Source organism: Moraxella canis (assembly GCF_002014965.1).
Lineage (GTDB): Bacteria > Pseudomonadota > Gammaproteobacteria > Pseudomonadales > Moraxellaceae > Moraxella > Moraxella canis.
The window spans coordinates 20,128-45,460 of record NZ_MUXT01000011.1 but is presented as its reverse complement, the minus strand read 5'-3'; the positions used below and the strand labels follow the sequence as shown (position 1 = coordinate 45,460).

At 44.9% G+C, this 25,333-nt stretch carries 22 protein-coding genes; 15 read left to right on the top strand and 7 right to left on the bottom strand.

Going from position 1 to position 25,333, the window contains the following annotated elements; genetic code table 11:
• Window positions 1-89: 89 nt before the first annotated feature.
• From B0180_RS09545 to mscL, 15 genes are all read left to right on the top strand, one after another.
• The gene (locus B0180_RS09545) at window positions 90-902 is read left to right on the top strand and encodes an ABC transporter permease (RefSeq protein WP_078256703.1); all 813 of its coding nucleotides are present in this window, start codon (window positions 90-92) and stop codon (window positions 900-902) included.
• Between the two features lie 9 nt (window positions 903-911).
• Window positions 912-1,583, top strand: coding sequence for an ABC transporter ATP-binding protein (locus B0180_RS09540; protein ID WP_078256702.1), 672 nt, complete (start codon window positions 912-914; stop codon window positions 1,581-1,583).
• The gene (locus B0180_RS09535; RefSeq protein WP_078256701.1) at window positions 1,561-2,664 is read left to right on the top strand and encodes a KpsE/RkpR family capsule polysaccharide export protein; all 1,104 of its coding nucleotides are present in this window, start codon (window positions 1,561-1,563) and stop codon (window positions 2,662-2,664) included. Before B0180_RS09540 ends, B0180_RS09535 begins: the two co-directional genes overlap by 23 nt.
• A 9-nt stretch (window positions 2,665-2,673) precedes the next feature.
• A complete protein-coding gene (locus tag B0180_RS09530) occupies window positions 2,674-4,383 on the top strand; it encodes a polysaccharide biosynthesis/export family protein (protein ID WP_078256700.1) in 1,710 nt (569 codons plus the stop codon).
• A gap of 20 nt (window positions 4,384-4,403) precedes the next feature.
• The gene (locus tag B0180_RS09525) at window positions 4,404-6,617 is read left to right on the top strand and encodes a capsular polysaccharide biosynthesis protein (RefSeq protein WP_078256699.1); all 2,214 of its coding nucleotides are present in this window, start codon (window positions 4,404-4,406) and stop codon (window positions 6,615-6,617) included.
• 88 nt (window positions 6,618-6,705) lie between these two features.
• Window positions 6,706-7,923: a capsule biosynthesis protein gene (locus B0180_RS09520; protein WP_233424966.1), complete on the top strand. Its 1,218-nt coding sequence runs from the start codon at window positions 6,706-6,708 to the stop codon at window positions 7,921-7,923.
• 270 nt (window positions 7,924-8,193) lie between these two features.
• Window positions 8,194-10,008: a translation elongation factor 4 gene (gene lepA, locus B0180_RS09515; RefSeq protein ID WP_049236924.1), complete on the top strand. Its 1,815-nt coding sequence runs from the start codon at window positions 8,194-8,196 to the stop codon at window positions 10,006-10,008.
• A 56-nt stretch (window positions 10,009-10,064) separates the two neighbouring features.
• Window positions 10,065-11,159 carry a signal peptidase I gene (lepB, locus tag B0180_RS09510; RefSeq protein ID WP_078256697.1) on the top strand — a complete coding sequence of 365 codons (1,095 nt, stop codon included), beginning with the start codon at window positions 10,065-10,067 and terminating at the stop codon, window positions 11,157-11,159.
• A gap of 17 nt (window positions 11,160-11,176) precedes the next feature.
• Entirely contained in the window at window positions 11,177-11,965 is a 789-nt protein-coding gene (gene rnc / locus B0180_RS09505) for a ribonuclease III (protein ID WP_078256696.1), read from the top strand.
• A 45-nt stretch (window positions 11,966-12,010) separates the two neighbouring features.
• Complete coding sequence (era, locus tag B0180_RS09500; RefSeq protein WP_078256695.1) at window positions 12,011-13,006, top strand: GTPase Era; 996 nt, start codon at window positions 12,011-12,013, stop codon at window positions 13,004-13,006.
• Window positions 13,007-13,029: 23 nt separating this feature from the next.
• Window positions 13,030-13,839 (top strand): DNA repair protein RecO, encoded by an 810-nt coding sequence (recO, locus tag B0180_RS09495; RefSeq protein ID WP_078256694.1) that lies wholly within the window; start codon window positions 13,030-13,032, stop codon window positions 13,837-13,839.
• A 24-nt stretch (window positions 13,840-13,863) separates the two neighbouring features.
• Entirely contained in the window at window positions 13,864-14,613 is a 750-nt protein-coding gene (pdxJ, locus tag B0180_RS09490) for a pyridoxine 5'-phosphate synthase (protein WP_078256693.1), read from the top strand.
• A gap of 254 nt (window positions 14,614-14,867) precedes the next feature.
• On the top strand, window positions 14,868-16,160 hold the full coding sequence (locus B0180_RS09485; RefSeq protein ID WP_078256692.1) for an OmpA family protein: 1,293 nt from the start codon (window positions 14,868-14,870) through the stop codon (window positions 16,158-16,160).
• Window positions 16,161-16,378: 218 nt separating this feature from the next.
• Window positions 16,379-18,223 (top strand): translational GTPase TypA, encoded by a 1,845-nt coding sequence (gene typA / locus B0180_RS09480; RefSeq protein WP_078256691.1) that lies wholly within the window; start codon window positions 16,379-16,381, stop codon window positions 18,221-18,223.
• A gap of 137 nt (window positions 18,224-18,360) precedes the next feature.
• Window positions 18,361-18,795: a large conductance mechanosensitive channel protein MscL gene (gene mscL, locus B0180_RS09475; RefSeq protein WP_078256690.1), complete on the top strand. Its 435-nt coding sequence runs from the start codon at window positions 18,361-18,363 to the stop codon at window positions 18,793-18,795.
• Window positions 18,796-18,876: 81 nt separating this feature from the next.
• Here the strand turns inward: mscL and glmU are convergent, their stop codons facing one another.
• The 7 genes from glmU to B0180_RS09440 all read right to left on the bottom strand — a co-directional run bounded on the left by glmU (window position 18,877) and on the right by B0180_RS09440 (window position 25,234).
• Window positions 18,877-20,238, bottom strand: coding sequence for a bifunctional UDP-N-acetylglucosamine diphosphorylase/glucosamine-1-phosphate N-acetyltransferase GlmU (gene glmU / locus B0180_RS09470; RefSeq protein ID WP_078256689.1), 1,362 nt, complete (start codon window positions 20,236-20,238; stop codon window positions 18,877-18,879).
• 13 nt (window positions 20,239-20,251) lie between these two features.
• Window positions 20,252-20,977, bottom strand: a complete 726-nt coding sequence (locus B0180_RS09465) for an ABC transporter permease (RefSeq protein ID WP_078256688.1) — start codon at window positions 20,975-20,977, stop codon at window positions 20,252-20,254.
• On the bottom strand, window positions 20,974-21,696 hold the full coding sequence (locus tag B0180_RS09460; protein ID WP_078256687.1) for an ABC transporter permease: 723 nt from the start codon (window positions 21,694-21,696) through the stop codon (window positions 20,974-20,976). Before B0180_RS09460 ends, B0180_RS09465 begins: the two co-directional genes overlap by 4 nt.
• A gap of 182 nt (window positions 21,697-21,878) precedes the next feature.
• Window positions 21,879-22,676: a transporter substrate-binding domain-containing protein gene (locus B0180_RS09455; RefSeq protein ID WP_078256686.1), complete on the bottom strand. Its 798-nt coding sequence runs from the start codon at window positions 22,674-22,676 to the stop codon at window positions 21,879-21,881.
• Window positions 22,677-22,760: 84 nt separating this feature from the next.
• Window positions 22,761-23,561, bottom strand: coding sequence for a transporter substrate-binding domain-containing protein (locus B0180_RS09450; protein ID WP_078256685.1), 801 nt, complete (start codon window positions 23,559-23,561; stop codon window positions 22,761-22,763).
• Between the two features lie 81 nt (window positions 23,562-23,642).
• Window positions 23,643-24,419 (bottom strand): transporter substrate-binding domain-containing protein, encoded by a 777-nt coding sequence (locus B0180_RS09445; protein WP_078256684.1) that lies wholly within the window; start codon window positions 24,417-24,419, stop codon window positions 23,643-23,645.
• A 41-nt stretch (window positions 24,420-24,460) separates the two neighbouring features.
• Window positions 24,461-25,234 carry an ABC transporter ATP-binding protein gene (locus tag B0180_RS09440; RefSeq protein WP_049236955.1) on the bottom strand — a complete coding sequence of 258 codons (774 nt, stop codon included), beginning with the start codon at window positions 25,232-25,234 and terminating at the stop codon, window positions 24,461-24,463.
• Between the last annotated feature and the right edge of the window lie 99 nt (window positions 25,235-25,333).

Sequence of the window (25,333 nt, the reverse complement as noted above, 5' to 3'; positions counted from 1 at the left end):
TGTTTGGGGGGGGTTTAAAGTTGTTTTTACCTTGAATCGAAGTGTGGTACAATAGTTCAATTTTCAAATTGTTATAAAATCGATCATTCATGTCAGTACAGTTACCGCCTTATCGACCTATTAAAAAACGTAGCGGCATCGCAGTGATGACTGCTGCTATACATGCGTTATTAATGCGTGAGCTGCAAACACGTTTTGGGGGCTATCGTTTGGGGTATCTGTGGGCGCCATTGGAGGTTTTGGCGCAAGTAATGATATTCCTGATTATTTTTGGCGCAATTATGGAGCGGGTACTCCCAGGAATAGACTATAAGCTTTTTTTAGTTGCTGGCATTATTCCTTTTTTTATGATGCAGCGTATTGCACTAAGATCTCTTGGGGCAGTTGAAGCTAATCAAGGCTTGTTAATGTATCGCGCTGTACGTCACATAGATATTATTCTTGCCCGCTCATTTTTAGAACTTGTCATCTACTTTTTTACTTTTATTATTCTTCTGCTAGGTCTGACTTTTTTTGGGGTGACTTTTAGTCTTGCTCATCTGCACATAGTGTTGATTGGTTGGGTTGGCATGTTCTTTTTTAGCTTGGGGCTGGCGCTGATTTTAATGATCATTGGGCATTACGGTGGTGAAATCAGTAAGATTATCAGTATTTTATTTACCATGCTTTATTTTGCATCAGGTGTTATCTATTCGGTGCACATGATTCCAGAGCCCTACATGAGTTATTTGATGTATAATCCTTTTATCCATAATTTGGAAATGATGCGCCATGCTTTGTCGCCTACATACCCGATATATCATGTTAGCTTTGGATATTTTGCCTCATGGACGATCTGTGTGATGTTTTTGGGGTTGCTGCTATATAAAGCCTTTGAGCGCGATTTGATTCGCACTAAATAATTACTTACTATGATACAAGTTAAAAATATTACCAAGTCTTTTATGACAAAACAGGGTCGCCATTACCTGTTTAAGGATCTTAACTTTACTATCGAAGATAAGCAGTCGGTGGGTTTGCTTGGGCGTAATGGCGCGGGCAAATCAACTTTATTGCGGATTATCTGTGGGCTTGATGAGCCTGACAGTGGTGAAGTCATAACTAACTCAACGATCTCATGGCCGGTGGGTGTGGGCGGTGGTTTTCAAGGCAGTTTGACAGGTCGGCAGAATGTTCGTTTTGTTTGCCGATTATACTCAAGTGGCAATTATATCGATGAAAAGATCCGCTTTGTTGAAGAATTTGCCGATATTGGAAAATATTTTGACATGCCTGTTAAAAGTTATTCTTCGGGCATGCGCTCTAGACTGACTTTTGGATTGTCTTTGGCGTTTGATTTTGACTATTATATGCTGGATGAGGTTAGTGCAGTAGGCGATGCCGCGTTTCGCAAACGCAGCGAGGAAGTGCTGCAAGCTCGCCGTGAGCAATCTGGTTTTTTGGTGGTGTCACATAATTTGGGCGATATTGAGCGGAACTGTGATTTGGCGATTGTGCTGATGGATCAAACCGCACATGTATTTGAAAATGTAAAAGAAGCGATCGAGGTATATAACAAGCATGTCCATCAAGCTAAGAAATAAACGCATCAATCAATGGTTGTTTGTCATTGTAGTGATTGCGCCTTGGATTGCGATCATTTGCTATTTGCTATTATTTGCTGCACCGCGTTATGTCAGCACTTCAAGTGTTGTGGTGAAACAAGTAAGCGAGCAAGGGGTTTCGGCAACGGGTATTTCAGCTTTATTAGGCGTTAATAACACAAATCGTGATGATGCGGTCTATCTGACAGAATATATCTTATCTACCGATCTGATCAAACGGCTTGATGAGCGCTTTGATTTTCGTAATAACTATTATATCAATGGCCGCGACTTTGTCAGTGAGATTGATCAAGAAGCTTCTCAAGAAGAGCTCGTTAAATATTATAAAAAACGTGTTTCGGTGTCTTTAGATGACGTAAGCTCAGTACTTACCGTATCAACCGAAGGGTTCACGCCTGAATTTGCTCTTGAGTTGAACCAAGCGATCTTAAATGAGTCAGAGATTTTTGTTAATGATATTTCCAAAAAAGTCGCCAGTGAGCAGCTTGCTTTTGTGACGACTCAGGTGGCGGATGCGGAAAATCGCTTGAATGAAGCTAAGCAAACACTGCTTGATTACCAAAATACCAATGAAATCTTTGACCCTCAAACCAATGCTCAAATCGTCAATCAGGTCATCGCAACTTTGCAAGGTCAGTTAAGTAGCTTGCGCACAGAAGAGCGTCAGCTGCTAAGCTATCTGAATCCTGAGGCGCCGCAAGTGGTAAGCTTGCGCAGCCAAATTGCGTCAGTAGAAAAACAAATTCGTGAAGAGCAAGCCAAATTAACATCGCCGCGTAACAGTCGATTGAATACACAGACGGCGCAATTTGAATCTATCAAAGCGGATGTTGAATTTGCAAATGAGCTTTATAAACTGGCTTTAACATCGCTTGAAAGCGCGCGTATCGAAGCAATCCGTAAGATGAAAAACTTGGTTGTCATCTCATCGCCGCATGCTGCCGAAGATGCTCGATATCCTCGTTATGCTTATGTCATTGGTACGTCGTTAGCGCTTTTACTGATTTTATATGGTTTTATAGTATTGATTTTGGCAATTATTCGTGACCATTCAAAATAGGATGAGATTATGTTAAAAAAAACCTTAGTTCTTTCAATGGTTGCGACGCTATCTGTTGGCGCAGCATCAGCCAATAGCCCGTCTAATAATAATGGTCGTTTGGCGGTACTGGCCGCCACTGGGCAAGTGCCTGCCGAGGCAACAGCAGCAGAAGCGGTCGCTGCTGCCAGTCTTGGTAGTAGTGCGGTGATCAACAATTCTAGTGCATATCAAGAAATTGTAGATGCCAATATCAATCAGCCTAAGATCTTTGGCGCGCAACTGTTTCGAGGGGCATTTTCGACAACCTCTGGGTCTACTTTTAATGACAGTTATGTGATCAACCCTGGCGATAATGTGCAGGTGAGAATGTGGGGCGCATATCAATATGCAGCAACAATGACAGTCGACCCGCAGGGTAATATTTTCTTGCCAAATGTGGGTCCTGTACGCGTGGCAGGTATTCAAAACGGTCAATTGCAATCAGTTGTACAAACGGCAATCTCTAGAATTTATCGCTCAAATGTCGGTGTCTACGCCTCTCTTGAGCAAGCGCAGCCTGTCAAAGTTTTTGTCACGGGTTTTGTGAATCAGCCGGGATATTATGGTGGTCTTGCGGCGGATTCGGTGCTGAGTTATCTTGATCGAGCAGGCGGCGTCGATCCTGAGCGCGGCAGTTATATTGATATTCAAATTCGCCGTAATGGTCAAGTGGTGCAGCAAGTGAATCTGTATGATTTTTTAATCGCGGGTCGTTTGCAGCCTTTTGCTTTTCGAGATGGTGATGTCATTACCGTTGCACCACAAAAGCGGACATTTAGCATCTCAGGTCGTGTACAAAACGAGTACATTTTTGAATACAATGTGAACAATCTTACCGTCGCTGATGTATTGTCTGTGGCAAATCCGCTGGCTGATGCAACAAACATCAGCATCACTCGAGCAGCAGGTCGTGCACAGACGGCAGAATATTATCCGCTGTCTGAAGCTGATCGGGTGCCTGTGAATCACGGCGATACTTTGGTGGTAACTTCAGATCGTTATGCGGGTACAATCGCTGTACAGGTAACGGGAGCGCACCGAGGAAATGGCGCAGTCATTTTGCCTCATGGCGCTCGCCTCAAAGATGTCATCGCGCAGCTAGAGCCATCAAGTTTGGCAAATGTACAAAATTTATCCATCTACCGCAAATCGGTTGCCGAGCAGCAAAAGCAGGCGATCAATCAAGCGTTGAATCGCTTGGAGGAAATGACTTTAGCGACGCAATCGGTGACTCGAGAAGAGGCTCAGCTACGTGCTGAAGATGCGAAACTTGTGGAGCAGTTCATTGCTAAGGCGCGGCGTATTGAGCCCACAGGGCGAGTTGTTGTTGTGCCAAACTCGTGGCAAGATATCATTCTTCAGCAAGGGGATGTTATTCACATTCCTGAGCAAACCTCCATCATCACAGTCAATGGTCAAGTACGCGCCCAAGGTGCTTTGACCTTTGATCCAAGCCTGACCGTTGCGGATTATATCGCTAAATCAGGCGGAATGGATGATAGCGCCGATCCGAAAAATATTTTGGTCATGCAACAAAATGGCGAAACCAAAGTGGTGAATTTGGCATACCGCGTGCAGGAAGGTGATGAGATCATGGTCTTGCCGAAAGTGAAGACCCGTCGTGTGGAAATCGCCCGCGGCATCTCGCAGATTTTTTATCAAATTGCCGTGGCAGCAGGCGTTATCGCCGCCTTATAAGACTGGAAGTTAGGTGTCAGATGCGCGCACGGCCCCAAGTGTTTTTTACTTCTCAGGCGATTATTAACAATAATCGCCTGCTTTCGGCTGCTTTGGATGCGCCCATCCAAGTTTTGGGATGGCAGCATCACTTAAATAAACATCAAGCCTTTGATCACCAAGCAATATTAGCTTGGGGGCTAAGACCATCTGCTCAAAAAGCAGAGCGTTTGTCAAAACGGCTAAACTTGCCTCTTTGGCGAGCTGAAGATGGGTTTTTGCGTTCGCTAGATGGCGGTACAAAGAGTCGATATGCTGCCAGTTTTGTTTTGGATGATTTGGGCATTTATTTTGATCTAACTCGTCCCAATCGCTTGCAAAGCTTGATTTATCATACTGTTCAAGACTGGAATGAAGTTAAACAAGCTTACGCTGATGCGCTGATTGATAAGCTGATTAACCATAAATTGTCCAAATATAATGCCTCTAGTACCGCACCAAACCTGTCTTTGCTTGCTAAAAATAACAAGCCCCATGTGATCATTGTTGATCAAGTGGTGGGTGATGCGTCCGTCACAGGGGCGGGTGCTGACGCCCAAAGTTTTTTTGCGATGTATGATGCGGCTCGCCGTATATATCCAGAAGCTAATATTTGGATTAAGGCACATCCTGCCGGCCAAGGATATTTTGGTACACAACACCGTGACGCCTTGGTAATTGGCGAATCTTGCAATCCCATTGCGCTGCTTGAACAGGCGGAGGCAGTCTTCACTGTCAGTAGCCACATGGGTTTTGAGGCGCTAATGCTTGGCAAAACTGTCCACTGTTTTGGCGTCAATTGGTATTCAGGATTTGGTCTGACGATAGATGATTTTATCAAAGACTCTAAGCTTTATCGTCAAGTACAAGCCCAATATCTTGGCCATCCATGTCCAAATGTCGCACAGCTGTTTTATGCCAGTTATATTGAATACAGTTACTATGCCGATCCTGCTACTGGCAAGTGCTCGGATATTGAGACGGTCATGGACTATTTGATCACCAATCGACATTGGCAAGATCGGCTGGCAGGTGATTTACTTGCTTATGATTTTAGCCGCTGGAAAGTGTCATTTGTCAAGGGCTTTGTTAAATTTCCGCAGACCGACTTGGTATTCAAATCAAAAACCAAAATGCGATTATTTTATACCGATCGTTATAATGCTTGGCGTGCCCAGCAAGATGACAAAAAATCTCTTAGAGCATTGCCCGATCATCAGCGCTACTTGGTTTGGGGTTTGGCTGCCAAACAATCCCTTGCTCAAAAAATTTTAGATTACCAAGATCGTGCTTGCGCCGATATTTTGTGTATGGAAGATGGATTTATTCGATCTAATGGACTTGGCGCAACATTGATCGAGCCGCTATCAGTTGTCATTGATGATTTGGGTATCTACTTTGACGCTACTTGCCACTCTCGCCTTGAAACTATTTTAAAAACTATTCATTTGGATGACAAACAGAGGCAGCGAGCACAAAGACTGCATCAATTGTTACTTAGCCATCAAGTCAGCAAATATAATGTTGGCAATAAAAATCACACCTTGCTTGAGCGTATTGATGAGCTTAAAGCAACTAAGCCTCAGGCTAAAGTTCACTTGGTGGTTGGTCAAGTAGAAGATGATGCCTCGGTACAAAACTGTGCAAGCCTAATCAAAAAAAATGGAGAACTTCTTAACAAAGTTCGGCAACAATTTCCCCAAGACATCATTATTTATAAGCCTCATCCAGATGTTGAGGCAGGGCTTAGACACGGAAAACTTGATGATAAAACACAGCAGCTGGCTGATGTAATCGCTCATGATGCCGCCATGCCGATGTGTCTAGAGCTTTGTGATGTCGTGCACACGATCAGCTCTTTGACAGGATTTGAGGCATTATTGCGCGGCTTGGATGTGGTGTGCTATGGTATGCCATTTTATGCAGGATTTGGGCTGACCCAAGATGTGATCGAGCCTGATAACACTCCAAAACAAGCAGCACTGACTCGGCGGTCGCGTAATCAGCCGCTGACTTTAGAGGCATTGATATACGGCGTTTTGATTGATTACCCAATTTATCATTTGCCAAATCAATATGGACTTGCGCAGTGCGAGCAGGTGATTGAATATATTTATCAGCACTCGGCAAATGCCAAGCCGCCCTCTGTGATTCATCGTGTGAAGCGCATGACTAAAACTCGACTGATGCAGCTGCGCAAGTTTACGATTCGATAAAACATCTTACAAAAAATCATGTTAAAATAGCGAGTTATTTTAAATCATCCCTCTTAACTTGCTGTGCCGAGTCTTTATGTCTGCATCCATGAAACGACTGTTAAAACATCGTAATATCTTGCTTTTACAAGGTAAGATGGGTACGTTTTTTTGTCGTTTTGCCAGCTTTTTGATGGATGGAGGGCGCACAGTCCACAAAATCAATTTCAATGCTGGTGATGCGTTTTTTTATTGCCACAAAGATATGATGACCAATTATCGGGGGCAGCTGCATGAGTTTGATGACTTTCTCAAGGCAGTAATTGCTCAGTATGACATTGATGCGGTGGTGTGCTTTAATGATTGTCGCCCTTATCACATGATCGCCAAAGATGTGTGTGCGTTGTTGAGTGTGTCATTTTTTGTTTTTGAAGAAGGCTATTTGCGCCCTGATTATATCACGCTAGAAGAGCATGGTATTAACGGCTATTCTCGTCTGAATCCTGCCATGATAGACAGTTTTGATAAAGCCAATGACCGTCCGAAATATACGGCTAATCGTTTTTGGCGACTGTGCGTGGCAAGCATTGTCTATTATCTTGTGGTTTTTTTGGGTGGTAAAAAGTATCCTTACTATTCTCATTATCGGGGCTTATCCATATCTCAGGAGATGATCTCGTGGATGCGAGCGCCGATCCGTAAAGCCATGCGTTATCTGCCAGACAGGCTTTTGCAACAGCGTCTTATCAAGCATTCAAGTCAGCAGTATTTTTTGGTGAGCTTGCAAGTTCATAACGATTCACAAATCACGCATCATAGTGATTATCAGGATGTGACTGAATTTATCGAAATTGTGCTTAAATCATTCGCAGTGCACGCCCCTAAACATACACAGATTTTATTTAAACATCATCCACTCGATCGTGGACATCGAGACTATAAAGCGTTTATTCAAGCGCTGTCCGATCGCTACCAAATCCAAGGCCGTGCACACTACGGCTGTGACATGCACCTGCCCAGCTTGATTCGTCATAGTATTGGCATGATCACTGTTAATAGTACCACCGGTCTTCAGTCTATCTACCACAAAAAACCTACCAAGGTGATGGGTCGGGCGTTGTATGATATTGATGGTTTGACCGATCAAAAACCATTGGATGAATTTTGGACAGATCCAGTTGCCCCTGATCATGAATTTTATCTAAAATTTCGTGAATACCTGATTGAGCAAACGCAGCTCAATGGCTCGTTTTATGGCGCCTCTCCTTGGGCACTACCTTATATTCATCCCCAAGAAGTGGGCGTACCTCCTGAAAAAGACAGCTGATCTGTTTAGCGTATTTTGAGCGCTTAAATTTGTCTCTGCCTATCAGTGAAAGGCGCTCAAAACAACCGCATCAGCCCAATAAATCCATACTCCTTTTTCGTAAAATATCTGCTTACCGAATAAGCTCTTAAAAGGGTGCGTAATCTTGAATCCTGGTGATCTTAAGCTGCCGATTTCCCATAAAAACTGTGAAATTGATGGCGAAACACTGTCAGATAAGGTAAAATATTCTGTTATCTTATTTTTATTTTCTTTTGATAAGCGCTTTATATGACTGCAAAAAAACCAACCGATATCTCTCATATTCGTAATTTTTCTATCATTGCTCATATTGATCATGGTAAGAGCACTTTAGCTGACCGCTTTATTCAAGTTTGCGGTGGTCTGTCAGATCGTGAGATGCAAGCCCAGGTGCTAGATAGCATGGATATCGAGCGCGAACGTGGAATTACGATCAAAGCGCAGTCGGTGACTTTGTATTACAATCATCCTAACGGCGAAACGTATCAACTTAATTTTATTGATACGCCTGGTCACGTAGATTTTAGTTATGAAGTCTCTCGATCATTGGCAGCTTGCGAAGGGGCGCTGCTTGTGGTCGATGCTGCTCAAGGGGTTGAAGCTCAAAGTGTGGCTAACTGCTACACCGCCGTGGAGCAAGGGCTGGAAGTATTGCCAGTTTTAAACAAGATTGATCTGCCCCAGGTTGAGCCTGAGCGCGTCATTGAAGAGATCGAGGATATCATCGGCATTGAGGCTGTCGAAGCGCCAAGAGTGTCTGCTAAGACGGGCGTAGGCATCGAGGAATTGTTAACAACCTTGTGCAATACCATCCCTGCGCCGACAGGAGATCGCGAGGCGCCGCTTCAGGCTTTGATCATTGATTCTTGGTTTGATAATTATTTGGGTGTAGTATCACTAGTGCGCGTCCGCGAAGGTCAGGTCGCCAAAGGGGATAAAATCTTCATTAAATCGACTGGTGAGACACACATTGTTACCTCGGTTGGGGTTTTTACCCCAAAATCCCTAGAAACAGATGTGCTGTACGCAGGCGAAGTGGGTTTTGTGATTGCAGGGATTAAGGACATCCAAGGCGCTCCTGTGGGTGATACCATTACGCACGCCAAAACGCCAGATGTAGAAAATATTCCAGGGTTTCAAAAAGTCACACCTCAAGTCTATGCAGGGATGTTTCCGATTGATTCTAGCGATTTTGAAAAATTCCGTGAAGCCCTGCAAAAGCTTCAAATTAATGATGCGGCGCTATTTTTTGAGCCTGATACTTCTGAGGCACTGGGATTTGGTTTTCGCTGTGGATTTTTGGGCATGTTGCACATGGAGATCATCCAAGAGCGACTTGAGCGCGAATATGATCTTGACCTAATTACCACAGCGCCATCGGTGATTTACGAAATCGTCAAGAAAAATGGCGATATCATTTATGTGGATAACCCATCCAAACTGCCTGATACAGGAGTGATTGCTGAGTTTCGTGAGCCGATTGCTCGCTGCCATATTTTGGTGCCTCAAGAGTATTTGGGTAATGTGATCACTTTGGCGATTGAGCGTCGAGGCGTCCAAGTGGATATGAAGTTCATGGCGCGTCAAGTGCAGGTGATCTTTGATATTCCGATGGGTGAAGTTGTCATGGACTTTTTTGATAAGCTAAAATCTGCCAGTCGCGGATTTGCGTCGCTGGATTATGGCTTTGAGCGCTATGAAGCTGATAAATTGGTGCGTGTTGATGTGCTGATTAATGGTGAGAAAGTCGATGCGCTAGCGATGATTTGCCATCAAGAACACGCCCGCCGCCGCGGCAATCAGTTGGTCGAAAAAATGAAAGAGCTGATTCCTCGTCAAATGTTTGATGTGGCGATTCAGGCGGCGATCGGCAGCCAAATCATTGCCAGAAGTACGGTTAAAGCCATGCGTAAGGATGTTTTGGCGAAATGCTATGGCGGTGATGTCAGCCGTAAGAAAAAATTGCTTGAAAAACAAAAAGCAGGTAAAAAACGCATGAAGCAGGTCGGCAGTGTCGAAATTCCACAAGAAGCATTCTTGGCTGTTTTGAAAGTTGACAGTTAAGTATTTGATCGTGTATCGCTGCATAAAGCTTGGCACAGTTGCCGTAGGAGAGTTTGGTGAATTTTGACATTAATTTAATTATCGTACCGATAACTTTGGCGTTTTTGGTGATTTGGCTGGTGGATAAGCTTGCCCTAAAACAACATCTTGCCGTCAAGCAGCATGCCAAAGCAGTCAAATTTGCCGAAACTCAATTTTCAATGCATCAGCAAAGGCTTGAGTCGGCTTTGGCAAGTCATGGCATGCGTGCCGATGCCCAAAGTTATACGCCTGACGCTCACGCCCCAAGCGATGTGCAAGCAGCTTATCAGGATTTTCAGGCAAGTCGTGTGAAGCTTGCCACCTTACAAGGCAATCCTGCCAGCGAAACAAAAGTGGTGCGCTGGGCTTATGAGTTTTTGCCGGTTTTATTGGCGATTGTGATTGTGCGTGCATTTATTGTTGAGCCGTTTAATATCCCATCGTCTTCTATGGTGCCGACACTATATACTGGAGATTTTATTGCGGTGAATAAATCGGCGTATGGACTGCGCTTGCCAATAACACACACCAAGATTTTGGATACTGGCAGCCCTGAGCGTGGCGATGTCGCTGTTTTTCGTTATCCTGTGAATGATAATATTTATTTTATCAAACGCGTGATCGGCTTGCCTGGCGATGTCGTGAGTTTTGATCGTGGGATGTTGTCGATTAATGGTGAAAAAGTAGGAAGTGCAGCCGCAAATTATCAAATGCCAAGTGCGTTATTGGATAAAATGATGCCTAATATGATTCATGGTCAACTGCTCAGCGATGCAGACCGAGCAAACTGGGGGCGTCAAGAAGAGCATTTGGCGCGTTATCAAACTGAAAATTTGGGCGGTCATACTTATACGGTCCGATATTTGGCTGATATGAATTCGTCAGCACAGGCACCATTTTTGATGGCGCATTCTAAAGAATTGGCTGCTTCTGGCGGCGAGCGTTGGTCGATTGAGGTGCCCAAAGGGCAGTACTTTGTGATGGGTGATAATCGCGATCGTAGCGATGATGGGCGTTTTTGGGGCTTTGTGCCAGAATCCAATCTGTCGGGCAAGGCAACTTATATTTGGATGCATAAAGAGCCAGGGTTTAAGTTACCAAGTTTTGAGCGTAATGGTGCCATTGATTAAATTGTCCGGAATTGACTGTGAATAACAAAACCTCAAAAATCACCAAAGCACCAAAATCAGCTACTAAGACGCCTGATCAGCTGCCATACTTTACCGACTTTGAGCAAGGATTGCCCGTGCTTTGCGCTAAGCTTGGATATCAGTTTGTGGATAGCTCGCTGCCACGCCGCGCCTTGACCCACCGCTCATATGATCCCAAACAAAGCTATGAGCGACTGGAGTTTTTGGGGGATGCGCTTTTGAGTTTGATTATTGCAAAAGCATTATTTACACAGTATCCTGAGCATGACGAAGGCAAACTGACGCGGATGCGGGCGACTTTGGTGCGCCAAGAAACGCTCGTTCAAATCGCTGATCGCCTTGAGCTGTCGCGGCACTTGATTTTGGGCGTTGGTGAGCGTAAAGGCGGCGGTCGCCACCGGGCATCAATTTTGGCGGATGCAGTCGAGGCACTCATTGCTGCTGTGTATTTGGATAATTTAAAAAGCGATGGTGAAGATGTCGTCAATCGCATGGTGATGGATTGGTATAAAGATCTGATTACAGAAGTGGGTCAAGAGCAGGTGCTCAAAGATGCCAAATCCCGCCTACAAGAGCTACTTCAGGGCAATCGCTTACCATTACCAACCTATGAACTTATCCAGACCTTAGGCAGTGCACCCAATCAAGTCTTTGTGGTGCAATGTCGCTGCGCCGTGGCAGGCATAAGTCCGATCACAGAAACGGGCGCCAGCCGCCGCATTGCTGAACAAAAATGCGCTGAAAGAATGATTAATCAATTAAATAAATTATCACTTAACAATTAAATTTGCTTTAAGCAGGTTGATTGAAAAGTAACTATAAGGAAAAATATGTCTGACGATACTAAAACTCACAACAATGAAGACACCATCTCGGCGTTTTTTGAAGGTCAATCAACGCCGAAAAATGAGTCTTTTAAGGCGGGTTTTGTCGCGATTGTTGGGCGTCCCAATGTCGGCAAATCGACGCTCATGAACCATCTGCTTGGACAAAAGCTGTCCATTACTTCTAGAAAGCCGCAGACAACCCGTCATCGCATTCATGGCATCTTAACCGATGAAGACATGCAGATCGTGTTTGTTGACACCCCAGGCATTCACAGTAAAGAAGTGCGCGCCATCAATGAGCGGATGAATAAAGCAGCAATCTCTGCGCTGTCAGATGTGGATGTGGTGCTGTTCGTGGTCGATGGGCTTCAATGGCGAGAAGATGATCTTTTGACGCTTGAGAAATTGTCATCGACCAATTTGCCCGTTATTTTGGTAATTAATAAGGCAGACACGATCAAAGATAAAGCCCAGCTACTGCCCGTGATCGAAAGCTTCAGTGAAAGTTTTGACTTTGCAGATATTATCCCTGTTTCTGCACTCCGCCGCCATAATCTTGATCGCTTGCAGTCTGTCATTGGTGAATATCTGCCGGTCAGACCTGCAATTTTTGATGCTGAGCAAATCACTGACCGTTCAGAGCGTTTTTTGGCATCGGAGATCATCCGCGAAAAAATCATGCGTGCTTCAGGTGATGAAGTGCCTTATGATTTGACCGTGCAGATTGATACTTTTAAGGATGAGCCTGCGCACCGTGATCCAGAAACAGGCAAATGGCGTAAGGCGGTCACATTCATTGATGCCACGATTTTTGTAGAAAGAGCGGGTCAAAAGTCGATCGTTATTGGAGATAAAGGCGCTCGCATCAAACAGGTGGGTATTGACGCTCGTAAAGATATGGAAGTACTGTTTGATCGCAAGATCATGCTCACTCTTTGGGTAAAAGTGAAGCGTGGCTGGAGTGATGATGAGCGCGCGCTGAACAGTTTGGGCTATTAAGCCAAACATTTTGAGACAGATTTATGCGTGCCACTGCGCTTAATGGTTATTTGCTTCATCAGCGTCCCTATCAAGAAAAGCGAGCGATTTATCAATTTTTTTCATATGAGCAGGGGGTGGTGCATGGTGTTGGCGCGCGTGGTATGCCTTTATTTGCGCCGATTTGGCTGATGTCAAGTGGCACAAAATCACTAAAAAGTTTCAGTCAAATCAGCTTGGGATTTTCAGGTGAATTTGCGCAGCAGCTAAAAACGCAGTCAAGTGAAGACACTTGGAGTCAGACCAGTTACGGCTTGACCACGGGGCGAGTCCAGTATGCGCTTTTATATATGAATGAAGTGCTTTATAAGCTGCTTGCTACCGAAAGCCCTTGTCCTGAGCTGTGGCAAGTGTATCATGCCAATACTGCCAAACTTCACGCACTTGATCGGCTGTCACTATCACCGGCAGATGAGATGCAAGCCATGAAGCTTTACTTACGAAGCTTTGAAAGGGCGCTATTTTCAGAGCTTGGGGTGGGGATGGATTTTTATGTTGATGGGCATGGGGCACCGATCAATGCTGATGCCATTTATTACTATATCCCTCAAATGGGCTTTGTTTTGGATCACATTGCACTGACTCAGACCGATCGCCAGATTAAGGTCGGTGGTGCTCGCTATACGGGTGCCCAGATTTTACAGATGGGTGCTGCGATAGATGATCCAGAACTTGCTTTGCGTTTTTTGAATCAATTTAGCCAAATCCAAAAGGAGCTTTTGGATGATTTGTTGGGCTATCAGCCCTTGCACAGCCGTACCTTGTGGCAGCAAAGCATCCAATATTTGCAATAGCGATTAAATTTATTAAGGAATATGATGAACCAACCATTATTAGGCGTTAATATTGACCACATTGCAACATTAAGAAATGCGCGCGGCGTGGATTATCCTTGTCCTATTGAAGGAGCGCTCATCTGCGAGCAGGCGGGCGCATCGGGGATTACATTGCACCTGCGTGAAGATCGTCGACATATCCGCGATGCCGATGTGTATGAAATGGCTAAGCGGCTCAAGACTCGCATGAATCTTGAGATGGCGGTGACAGATGAGATGCTTGGTATCGCACTTAAAGTGCGTCCAGCATGGGTGTGCCTTGTTCCTGAAAAACGCCAAGAGCTCACCACCGAAGGCGGACTTGATGTTGTCAATTTGCCAAATTTTCAAGCATTCGTACACAGCCTTCAGCAGGCAGGCATTCGGGTGTCTTTATTCATAGATCCAGATTTAAATCAAATTGATGCTGCAATTGCTTTGGGTGCTGATGCCATCGAGCTGCATACTGGCACTTATGCCCATGCCACTTTACAAAATGATCAAGCCAAGATTGACCATGAGCTTGAGCGCATCAAACAAGCAGCTGCCTACGCGCAAGCCAATTCTTCGCTATTGGTTAATGCCGGTCATGGCTTGACGCGTGATAATGTTGCAGCCATTGCCCAAATTGAAGGCATCCATGAGCTAAATATTGGTCATGCATTGATTGCTGATGCGGTGTTTATGGGTCTTGAGAGTGCAGTGAAAGCGATGAAGGCAGCCTTTACTGAAGGTAAAATGATAAATAATTAACCCTTTAGAAAGAAAATCGTAAACAATGATGATGGTTGTGTAATATTATGTATTTTTATTCAAAAAAAGGTTGTAAATAAATTCATTTGCTATTAAGCTAAGCCTACAAGCCACAATAAATACCTATTAGCAGCGTGACTCATTGGTCGCCCAGAATCTGAAGAATTTTGTAACAGATTATTGGCAGGTGTTGGATAGCTATGCTAAAATAGGTGCGGTAATCTTGAAAAACCAACCATTCCTTGGAGGAATTTATGAAATTTAACAAAATCGCTCTTGCGGTAATCGCTGCAGCTGCAGCGCCTGTTGCTGCTCAAGCTGGCGTAACTGTTAGCCCATTGTTACTTGGCTATCACTACACTGACGAAGCTCATGATGATCAGCGCGAAATCCTTCGTACTGGTAAACAGCTTAATACTGGTAGCAATACTAATAACCCACAAAATGGTGGTGTTGCATTAGACAGCGATCTATGGACTGGTGCGGCAATCGGTATTGAATTGACCCCATCAACTCAGTTCCAAGTTGAATACGGTGTATCTAACCGTGATGCACAGTCTTCAGACAAGTCTGCACATCGTTTTGATGCAGAGCAAGAAACCATCAGCGGTAACTTCTTGATCGGTACCGAGCAGTTCACTGGTTATAATCCAGCTAATAAGTTCAAACCATATGTATTGATCGGTGCTGGTCAATCTAAGATCAAAGTAGAAGCAACTGAAGCATATGTTGCTGACGCAGCTAACGGTCAAGATATTAAAGCAGGTCAGCTTGTTCGCGCAGGTCAAGAAGTCGCTGAGTCTAAAGACACTATCGGTAACTTAGGTCTTGGTGCTCGTTACTTAGTAAATGATGCCCTTGCGTTCCGTGGTGAAGCTCGTGCCATCCATAATTTTGATAACAAATGGTGGGAAGGTCTAGCTTTGGCTGGTCTAGAAGTGACTCTAGGTGGTCGTTTGGCACCTGCAGTACCAGTCGCTCCAGTGGCTGAGCCAGTAGCTCCAGTGGTTGATACTGTGGTTATTGAAGATACTATCGTTGACTCAGACCAAGACGGCGTACCTGATCATCTAGACGCATGCCCAGGCACTCCAATGAACACTGTAGTTGATGCACGTGGCTGCCCAGTTCAAGTTAACCTGGTAGAAGAGCTACGTCAAGAGCTTCGCGTATTCTTCGATTACGATAAATCAGCGATCAAGCCACAATATCGTGAAGAAGTTGCTAAAGTCGCTGCTCAAATGCGCGAGTTCCCAAATGCAACAGCAACCATTGAAGGTCACGCTTCACGTGACTCAGCACGCTCAAATGCACGTTATAACCAACGTCTATCTGAAGCTCGTGCAAATGCTGTGAAGTCAATGCTATCTAACGAGTTTGGTATCGCTCCAAATCGTCTGAATGCTGTAGGCTATGGTTTCGATCGTCCGATCGCTCCAAACACCACTGCTGAAGGCAAAGCGATGAACCGCCGTGTAGAAGCTGTGATCACTGGTAGCAAAACTACTACTGTAGATCAAACTAAAGATATGGTTGTTCAACCATAATTTAGAAAGTTGCTTGTAGTATGTAAGCAGCACAACAAAAAGCCACCCATGACAGGTGGCTTTTTGTATTTGTTGTTTAAATCTTTTTTAATTATACAATCTGAACTTATGTTATAATAAACAGTTTTCTTGGCTTTAAAAAATTGGGTTATTGTGCCCAACAATTGGCTTTTCATTACATCGAGCAAATCGCACGATCATAATTTATATGAGTATATATGGCAAACGACATTAAGCACTTGCGTAATATCGCAATTATCGCTCACGTTGACCACGGTAAAACTACCTTAGTTGATAAACTTCTACAACAATCAGGGGCGCTGGGTGAGCGCTCTGGTGAAATTGAACGCGTAATGGACTCAAACGCCCTTGAGTCTGAACGAGGGATCACTATCCTAGCAAAAAATACCGCTATCCGATGGACAGATAAGCGCACTAATACCGAGTACCGTATCAACATCGTCGATACCCCAGGGCACGCCGATTTTGGTGGTGAGGTTGAGCGCGTTATGTCGATGGTTGACTGCGTACTGCTATTGGTGGATTCTCAAGAAGGTCCCATGCCACAAACGCGATTTGTGACTCAAAAAGCATTCGCTCGTGGGCTTAAGCCGATTGTAATCATTAATAAAATTGATAAACCAGCGGCTCGTGCAGATTGGGTAATTGATCAAGTATTTGATTTATTTGACAGCCTTGAGGCAACTGATGAGCAACTGGATTTTCCCATTGTCTACGCATCGGGTATTAATGGTATCGCAGGACTTGAGCCAGATAATCTTGCCGAAGACATGACACCATTGTTTGAGACGATTGTGGACATTGTTGAGCCGCCTAAAGTTGATGTTGATGGACCATTTCAAATGCAGATCTCAAGCCTTGACTACAATAGCTTTGTTGGGGTGATTGGGGTTGGTCGTATCCAAAGAGGGTCTATCAAAACAAATACTCCGGTTGCAATCATCGATAAAGATGGTAACAAGCGAAATGGTCGCATTTTAAAGATCATGGGCTATCATGGTCTTGAGCGTGTTGATGTTGAATCCGCTCAGGCAGGGGATATTGTCTGTATTACAGGTATCGATGCTTTGAACATCTCTGATACGATTTGTGATCCTCAGCATGTTGAAGCGCTGCCGGCACTGTCTGTTGATGAGCCGACGGTCTCGATGACTTTTCAGGTCAATGATTCACCGTTTGCCGGTAAAGAGGGTAAGTTCGTGACTTCGCGTAATATTCGTGAGCGCCTTGATCGTGAATTGATTCATAATGTTGCGCTGCGCGTCGAAGATACGGACAGTCCAGAAAAATTTAAAGTTTCAGGTCGTGGCGAGCTGCATTTGTCAGTATTGATTGAAAATATGCGCCGCGAAGGCTTTGAGCTTGGTGTTTCTCGCCCGCAAGTGATCATGAAAGAAATTGATGGCGTTGTGTGCGAGCCATTCGAAAATGTCACTTTTGATGTTGAGGAGCAGCATCAAGGCGCGGTCATGCAGGAGATGGGCAACCGTAAGGGCGAGCTGACCAATATGGAAGTTGATGGCAAAGGTCGTATTCGCATTGAAGCGACTGTTCCTTCTCGCGGCTTGATCGGTTTTCGTTCAGCCTTTTTGACTATGACGTCAGGTACAGGTATCATGACTTCTAGCTTTAGCCACTATGGTCCTGCCAAAGAAGGTACGGTGGCTAAGCGCCAAAATGGTGTTCTGGTATCGATGGTCACAGGCACTTGCTTGGCTTATGCGTTATTTAGCTTACAAGAGCGCGGCCGTTTATTTGCCAAGCCGCAGCTTGAAGTGTACGAAGGCATGATCATTGGCATCAATTCACGCTCCGATGATATGGTAGTGAACCCAACCAAAGCCAAGCAGCTGACCAATATTCGAGCTTCAGGCTCTGACGATGCGATCATTTTGACGCCGGCGCTGGATTATACGCTTGAGCAGGCGCTTGAGTTCATCGAAGATGATGAATTGGTTGAAGTGACACCCAAATCGATTCGCATTCGTAAACGTTATTTGACTGAAAATGAGCGCAAGCGCTTTAGTCGTAAAAAAGATTGATAGCCTTGGCGGCGGTGTTGAAGTTCAGCGCCGCTGTGGATGACTTTATTGTCTGCTGTGTGCATGCGATTTTAAACCGGTTGTATGGATTTGGATGGTCGGATGTGCTTATTTTAATTGATATTTGAGTATATATCATGAGTTTAGTTCAAGAATTTAAAGAATTTGCCTTAAAAGGCAATGTGATGGATTTGGCGGTCGGTGTAATCATCGGTGCGGCTTTTGGTAAGATCACTACATCGTTGGTTGAAGATGTGATCATGCCGATCATTGCATTCATCATGGGTGGTGAGTTCGACTTTAAAAATATGTTCATATTGTTGGGTGATGCGCCAGCTGGCGTGCCGATGACTTATGAAGCGCTTAAAGAAGCGGGCGCACCGATGCTGGCTTATGGCAGCTTTATTACAGTTGTTATCAACTTCATCATTTTGGCATTTATCATCTTTATGATGGTCAAGGCGATGAACAAATTACGCCGTAAGGCAGAAGAGCCAGCAGCGCCAGAAGAGCCAGCAGAGGAGATTCTACTGCTGCGTGAGATCAGTGCAAAACTTGGCGAAAAAAGATAAGCTTTTTGCCATTATAAATGCCGCTAAACTTAGCGGCATTTATTTTTGGTTAAGCGGCATGGACCAAATATTCAGTGGTCATCATTTGGTCTTTTTAGTAGGGCGAGACCAACCTGTGATGGTGGCTTGTTTTGCTCTGGCTAGTGTCAAAGCATTTTCTTGGGCATCTTTGGTGATGACCGATCCTGCGCCGATCGTTGCATCACTGCCGATCGTCACAGGAGCGACTAAGCTTGAATTACTGCCAATGAAAGCGCGGTCACCAATTGTCGTGGTAAACTTATTTACGCCATCATAGTTACATGTAATCACACCGGCGCCAACGTTCACATCTTGTCCGATGATACTGTCACCAGCATAACTGAGATGATTAATCTTGCTGCCGACACCGACGGTCGTTTTCTTAGTTTCGACAAAATTACCAATTTTGACATCATCTGCCAGTACGGTTTTTGATCTTAGATGGGCAAATGGTCCAATAGCCACATGTTGACCAATTAGACTGTCATCAATGACGCAGTGGGCTTTAATGTGGGTTTGGTTGCCAATGCGACTGTTAGTAATGACATTGCCTGCATCAATCCGCACGCCTTCACCCAAATGGACGTCGCCTGCAAACACTGTATTAATATCAATAAAAACATCTTGATCGCAGGTCAATGTGCCACGAATATCGACTCGACTTGGGTCGGCGAACTGTACGCCAGCCAATTGTAGCTGATAAACTTGGTGTGATTGAAAGGCTCGCTCAAGATTAGCAAGCTGAATGCGATCATTAACGCCCTCAATCTCAAAGGCAAACTCAGGCTCAATGGTCGCAATCTCAATGCCATCATTAACAGCCAATTTAACAATATCTGTCAAATAATATTCGCCTTGGGCATTGTCATTAGTGAGCATGGGTAGGTACTTGTGTAGCAGTGCATTGTCCACACAATAGATACCGCTGTTAATTTCTGTGATTAGCTGTTGTTGGGCATCGGCGTCTTTTTCTTCGACGATGGCAACGACCTTGCCCTGATCTCGGACAATCCGCCCCAAACCAAACGGATGCTCAACATTCAAAGTCAGCATCGAGATGCCGCTGGTATTGGCCTTAACAAGGTTTTGTAAGGTGTCGGCTTGAGTTAGGGGTACATCGCCATATAAAATAAGGCTCTTACCTTCTTTTGGCAGATAGGGCAGTGCCATCTTGACCGCGTGACCTGTGCCTAGCTGCTGCGTTTGTTCAGCAAAGGTGATCGGATAGGCAGACAGTGCCTTTTTGACCATCTCACCGCCAAAGCCATAAATCAAAATCGTGCCATCTGCTTGAATTTGTGTGCAGGTATCTAAAACATGCTGAACCAAAGCCTTGCCTGCCAAGGTTTGCAAAACTTTGGGTCGGCTAGATTTCATGCGGGTGCCTTTTCCGGCAGCCAAAATAATGGTATGTAATGTCATAAGTCTTCCTAAATTAAATCGGTGGATTTGGATTCACCACAGGCGGAATATAGCGTTTATGGCGATTCACATGGCGCTCAAATTGGCGGAACATAAATAAAAATACCCAACTGATGACCAAATAAATCACACCAGCGGCAAAAAACATCTCCAAATTAAGATATGTGACGGCAATGATGTCTCGAGCCTTATGCGTCAGTTCAACCACTGTAATGGACGCTGCCAAAGCACTCCCCTTGAGCATGAATATCACTTCATTGCTATAGGCAGGTATCATGATGCCAAAGGCGCGCGGCAGAGTGACGCGGCGCAATTTTTGCAGTCTCGACATACCAATGGCGTCAGCAGCTTCCAGCTCTCCGGCAGGCACGGCCATGACTGCACCGCGGACGATTTCACCGATATAGGCTGAAGTATTTAAGGTAAAGGCGATGATGGCGCACCAGTAGGCTTGGCTAAAAACAGGCTCCCAAAGAAAGGATTCTTTTAGGGCGCTAAATTGCCCCAAGCCATAGTAAATTAAGAAAATCTGAACCAGTAAAGGCGTGCCGCGAAAGAAAAAAATGTAAGCTGCCGGAATGGCTCGAAGCCACAATACTGGAGAAAGTCGCCACAGACCAAGAATGACACCAAACACAAGACCCAAAGCGCAAGACAGCACCACAAGCTCAATGGTGGTGACCGATGCAGCGAGCAAATCTGGAAAATATTTAATAATTGCTTGCCAGTTCCAGTTCATGATCGACCCCCTGAGTGTTTGTGAAGTAGCTTAGCATACCGTGCAGCAGGGTTGGCGCGAGATTCACACCACATGGTAAAAAGCGTAATCACTGACGTCAAAGCCAAATAGATGAAAGCAGCAGTCAAATAGAAGGTAAAAGGTTTTTGGGTGGATTGCGCGGCACGCTGTGAAAAATACATCAAGTCTTGTAAACCAATCAACGAAACCAAGGCGGTGTCTTTAAGCAGTACCAAAGTTAAGTTACCAAGACCAGGCAATGCCACCATCCACATCTGAGGTAGGATAATGCGCGTCAAAGTTTGTACTGGCGTCATGCCGATGCTTTGAGCGGACTCCCATTGCCCTTTGGGGATATCCTGAATCGCCATGCGAAAAACTTCGGTTGCATAAGCACCAAACATGATAGATAGGGCGGCAACCCCTGCCCAAAATTGACTCACATCAATGCGCCCTGCGTAGCCCATTTGTCTTGCGATGGCGGCCAAAATGACACTACCGCCAAAGAAGATGAAAAAAACCATCAAAAGCTCAGGAATACCGCGGACAATCGTCGTATAGGCATTGGCAATTTTTTGTAATATCCAAACGCCAGAAAGCTTGGCAAGCGCACCAAGCAAACCAAATAACAGACCAAACACCAAACTGGCAAGCCCAAGTTTTATGGTTAAAATTGTACCTTGCAATAAAATGGGGCCGTAGCCTTGTAAGTCAAACACGCCAGTACCTTAAATTAAAAAATACCATCAGTTGATCGCTGAGATTGATTGGTTTTGGGTAAACCACTCAGCCAATCATCAAAGGATGGTTTAGCAAAAATCAAATTGCCATACAAAAAGCAACTTTCGGCGATGGGTTTTACCGCCGAAAGCGCAGAGTTTTTTATGACTTCTTAGAAGCCTTATTCAATGTTGTTTGGCATACCTGCTTCGCCAAAGTGCTCAATGACAATTTGTTTATAAGTGCCATCAGCCTTGATTGCAGCCAAAGCCTCATTGAGCTTTTGTAATAATGCGGTGTTACCTTTATCGACAGCGATTGAGATTTTGTCGTCGATATCGATATCCTCACCTTTGATCTCAAAATTTTGACCCAAATCTGAGCTAAGCCAAGTCAATGCTGGCAGCTTATCAGAAATCATCGCATCAGCACGCTCATTACCCAAGTCAATAAAAGCATTGTCCAGCGTATCATACAGCTGCGGCTTGCTGTCTGGATAAGCTTGGGTCAACCACTGACTTGAGATGGTTGAGCGCTGAGCGACGATCTTGGCGGCATTGATCGCGTCCGCACTGGTTGGATCAAAATCTGAGCCTTTTTTTGCCAAAAATACCAAAGAGTTGATATAGTAAGGCTCACTAAAATCCACTTGCTCGCTGCGCTCAGGGGTCACTGACATTGCCGCAACGATGGCATCAAACTTGCCTGTTTTTAGAGATGGTATGATGCCGTCCCAATCTTGAGCGATGATCTCACATTTGGTTTGCATTTTTTCGCATAAGGCATTAGCGATATCCACATCAAAACCGCCTAAACTACCGTCTGGATTGGTGTAGTTAAACGGTGCATAAGCGCCTTCGGTGGCAATACGCAGGGCGTCACCACTGCCCGCTGCGCTTTGTTCATTTTGACCGCTACAAGCTGAGATACTAAATGCGCCAATAATGGCTGCCATCAGTCCAAATGTTTTAAATTTCACAATCTACTCCTTGATTTGGTGTTACTAAAATTCTCGATGGTGTCGCTTTGAATCACCTCAAAGCGACAGCGCCATTAGCCAAACTTATTGACCTACCGCTTGGCTGTCAAAGTATTTGGCAACAATTTCATCATATTTGCCGTTAGTTTTTAGGCTGGCAAGCGCAGCGTCAAAGTCTGCTTTTAAAGGATTGCCTTTACGCACAGCGATGCCAACTTTATCGCCGATGTCAATGGGCGCGCCTTTGATTTCAAATTCAGAACCAGCATCAGTGGTCAGCCAGTCAGCGGCAGGCACGACATCAGACAGCATGAATTCAGCACGACCAGCAGTCAAATCAAGATAAGCATTGTCTTGTTTATCATAAGTTTTGATGATGGCGTCTGGATAATTTTTTTGAAGATATTCAGCCGAAACGGTTGCTTGCTGTGTTGCAACAGTTTTACCTGCGATGTCATCGATGGTAGCGGCATTGCCTTTTTTGCCAATCAGCACAAGCGTATTATCAAAATAAGGCTCGCTAAAGTCCACTGCATTTAGGCGCTCTTCGGTGATGGACATGCCTGCCATGATGGCATCAGATTTATTGGCATTTAAACTTGGAATCAGGCTGTCCCAGTCTTGGCTGACGATTTGACAGTCGGCTTGCATCTGCTCGCACAGCGCATTTGCCAAGTCAATCTCAAAGCCCACCAGTTGACCTTGATTGTCCAGATAGCTAAATGGCTTAAAGCTAGATTCGGTCGCGATGATGAGCTCTCTTTGGGCGGTTGAGCTATTGGGATTGGTGGCAGTTTCGGTATTAGCCGCAGGCTGGTCGTTGCTGCACGCGGCAAGTAAAGAAACACAAAGTGTGGCTGCGGTAAATTTTAACAGTGTTTTCATGATAACCCCTTAATACGCTTAATATGTAAGAATGGATAATCAGCGCACCCAAAGGCAGATGCGCCAAACCTAAAAATCAGCTTATTGAAAGTGCGCTTTTTCAATTTCTGCCAATTTACCGCTTTCTTTGATTTTGGCTAAAGCTGCATCAAATTCAGCTTTTAGGCTATCGCCTTTGCGCACGGCGATACCCAAGTGGTCGTTATTGTCAATCTCTTCACCGATTAAGCCAAACTCACCATTGCCTTCTTGCTTAAGCCAATCGGCAGCCGAGACCTTTTCAGCCATGACTGCATGATTGCGTCCGGCTTTCATATCCAAATAAGAGTTGGTGTAGGTGTCATGTAGCTGAACACGGTTGCCGTCTTTGCCATCATATTTTTCGGTGATGTAGGCAGCGCCAGTGGTACCGCGCTGACTGGCAAGAGTTTTGTTGGTGATGTCATTTGGATCAAAACTGCCGTCATTTTTGGCAAGCCAAACGATGGTATTTGAAAAATAAGAATCCGAAAAATCCACCTGCGCCTGACGCTCAGGAGTGATAGACATGCCTGCGATGATGGCGTCATATTTACCTGCCAATAAGCTTGGGATCAAGCCGTCCCAATCTTGAGCGATGATTTGGCAGTCAGCATTCATCTCGGCACACAAGGCATTCATCACGTCCACATCAAAACCGACAATCTTGCCACTGGCATCGGTATCATTAAAGGGAGGATAGGCAGCTTCAGTTGCGATAACAATGCTTTTTTGGGCTTGTTCGGCAGGCGCCGCTGTTTGGGTGTTGGCTTCTTCTTTGGTGCAACCAACCAAAGCAACACAGGCAACAGCTGCCAAAGTGGCAAATGGTTTCATCATGATAAATTCCTTGGGTTAATAAAAATTTGGCAAAAATAAAATTAGCGGTGCGATGCCATAAATTCGCGTACGCGCGCTGATTTTGGGTGGTCAAACACTTCTTCAGGCGTGCCAATTTCTTCAATGCGACCTTGATGTAAAAACACCACTTTGCTTGAGACTTCACGAGCAAAGCGCATCTCATGCGTGACGATGAGCATGGTGCGACCTTCGGCAGCCAACTCACGCATCACCGACAGCACTTCATTGACCAACTCAGGATCTAGTGCAGAGGTCGGCTCATCAAACAGCAGTACTTGTGGATGCATCGCAAGCGAACGAGCGATCGCCACGCGCTGACGCTGACCGCCTGACAAGTTGTCAGGATAGGCATCCTTTTTATCCAAAAGCCCGACCTTAGTCAAAAGACGCTCGGCGTCTTTGATGGCATCGGCTTTTGAGATGCCAAGCACTTGGGTGGGACCTTCGATGATATTTTGTAAAATGGTTTTGTGCGGCCACAAATTGAAGTTTTGGAACACAAAGCCGATTTTTGAGCGAAATTTTTCAAGCTGTTTATTGTCGGCAGCGACCAATTCGCCTTTGTGCGATTTCAGTTTTAGTTCTTCTTGACCGACGATGATTTTGCCAGACGTTGGCTTTTCAAGCAGATTGATGCAGCGTAGTAAAGTGGACTTGCCAGAGCCTGATGAACCCAAAATACTGATCACATCGCCATCGTGCGCAGTCAAAGACACACCTTTTAACACCTCAAGTGAGCCATAGCTTTTATGAATGTCTTGTAAATCCAGGGCAATGGGGCGTGAATCGGTCATGAAAAATCCTAAAACAGGTGAAAATCAGCACAAAAGGCCAGCAAATATCTATACAATTTCATCAAAACAAAATTTAGCACTATAATTTTACCCCAAAAA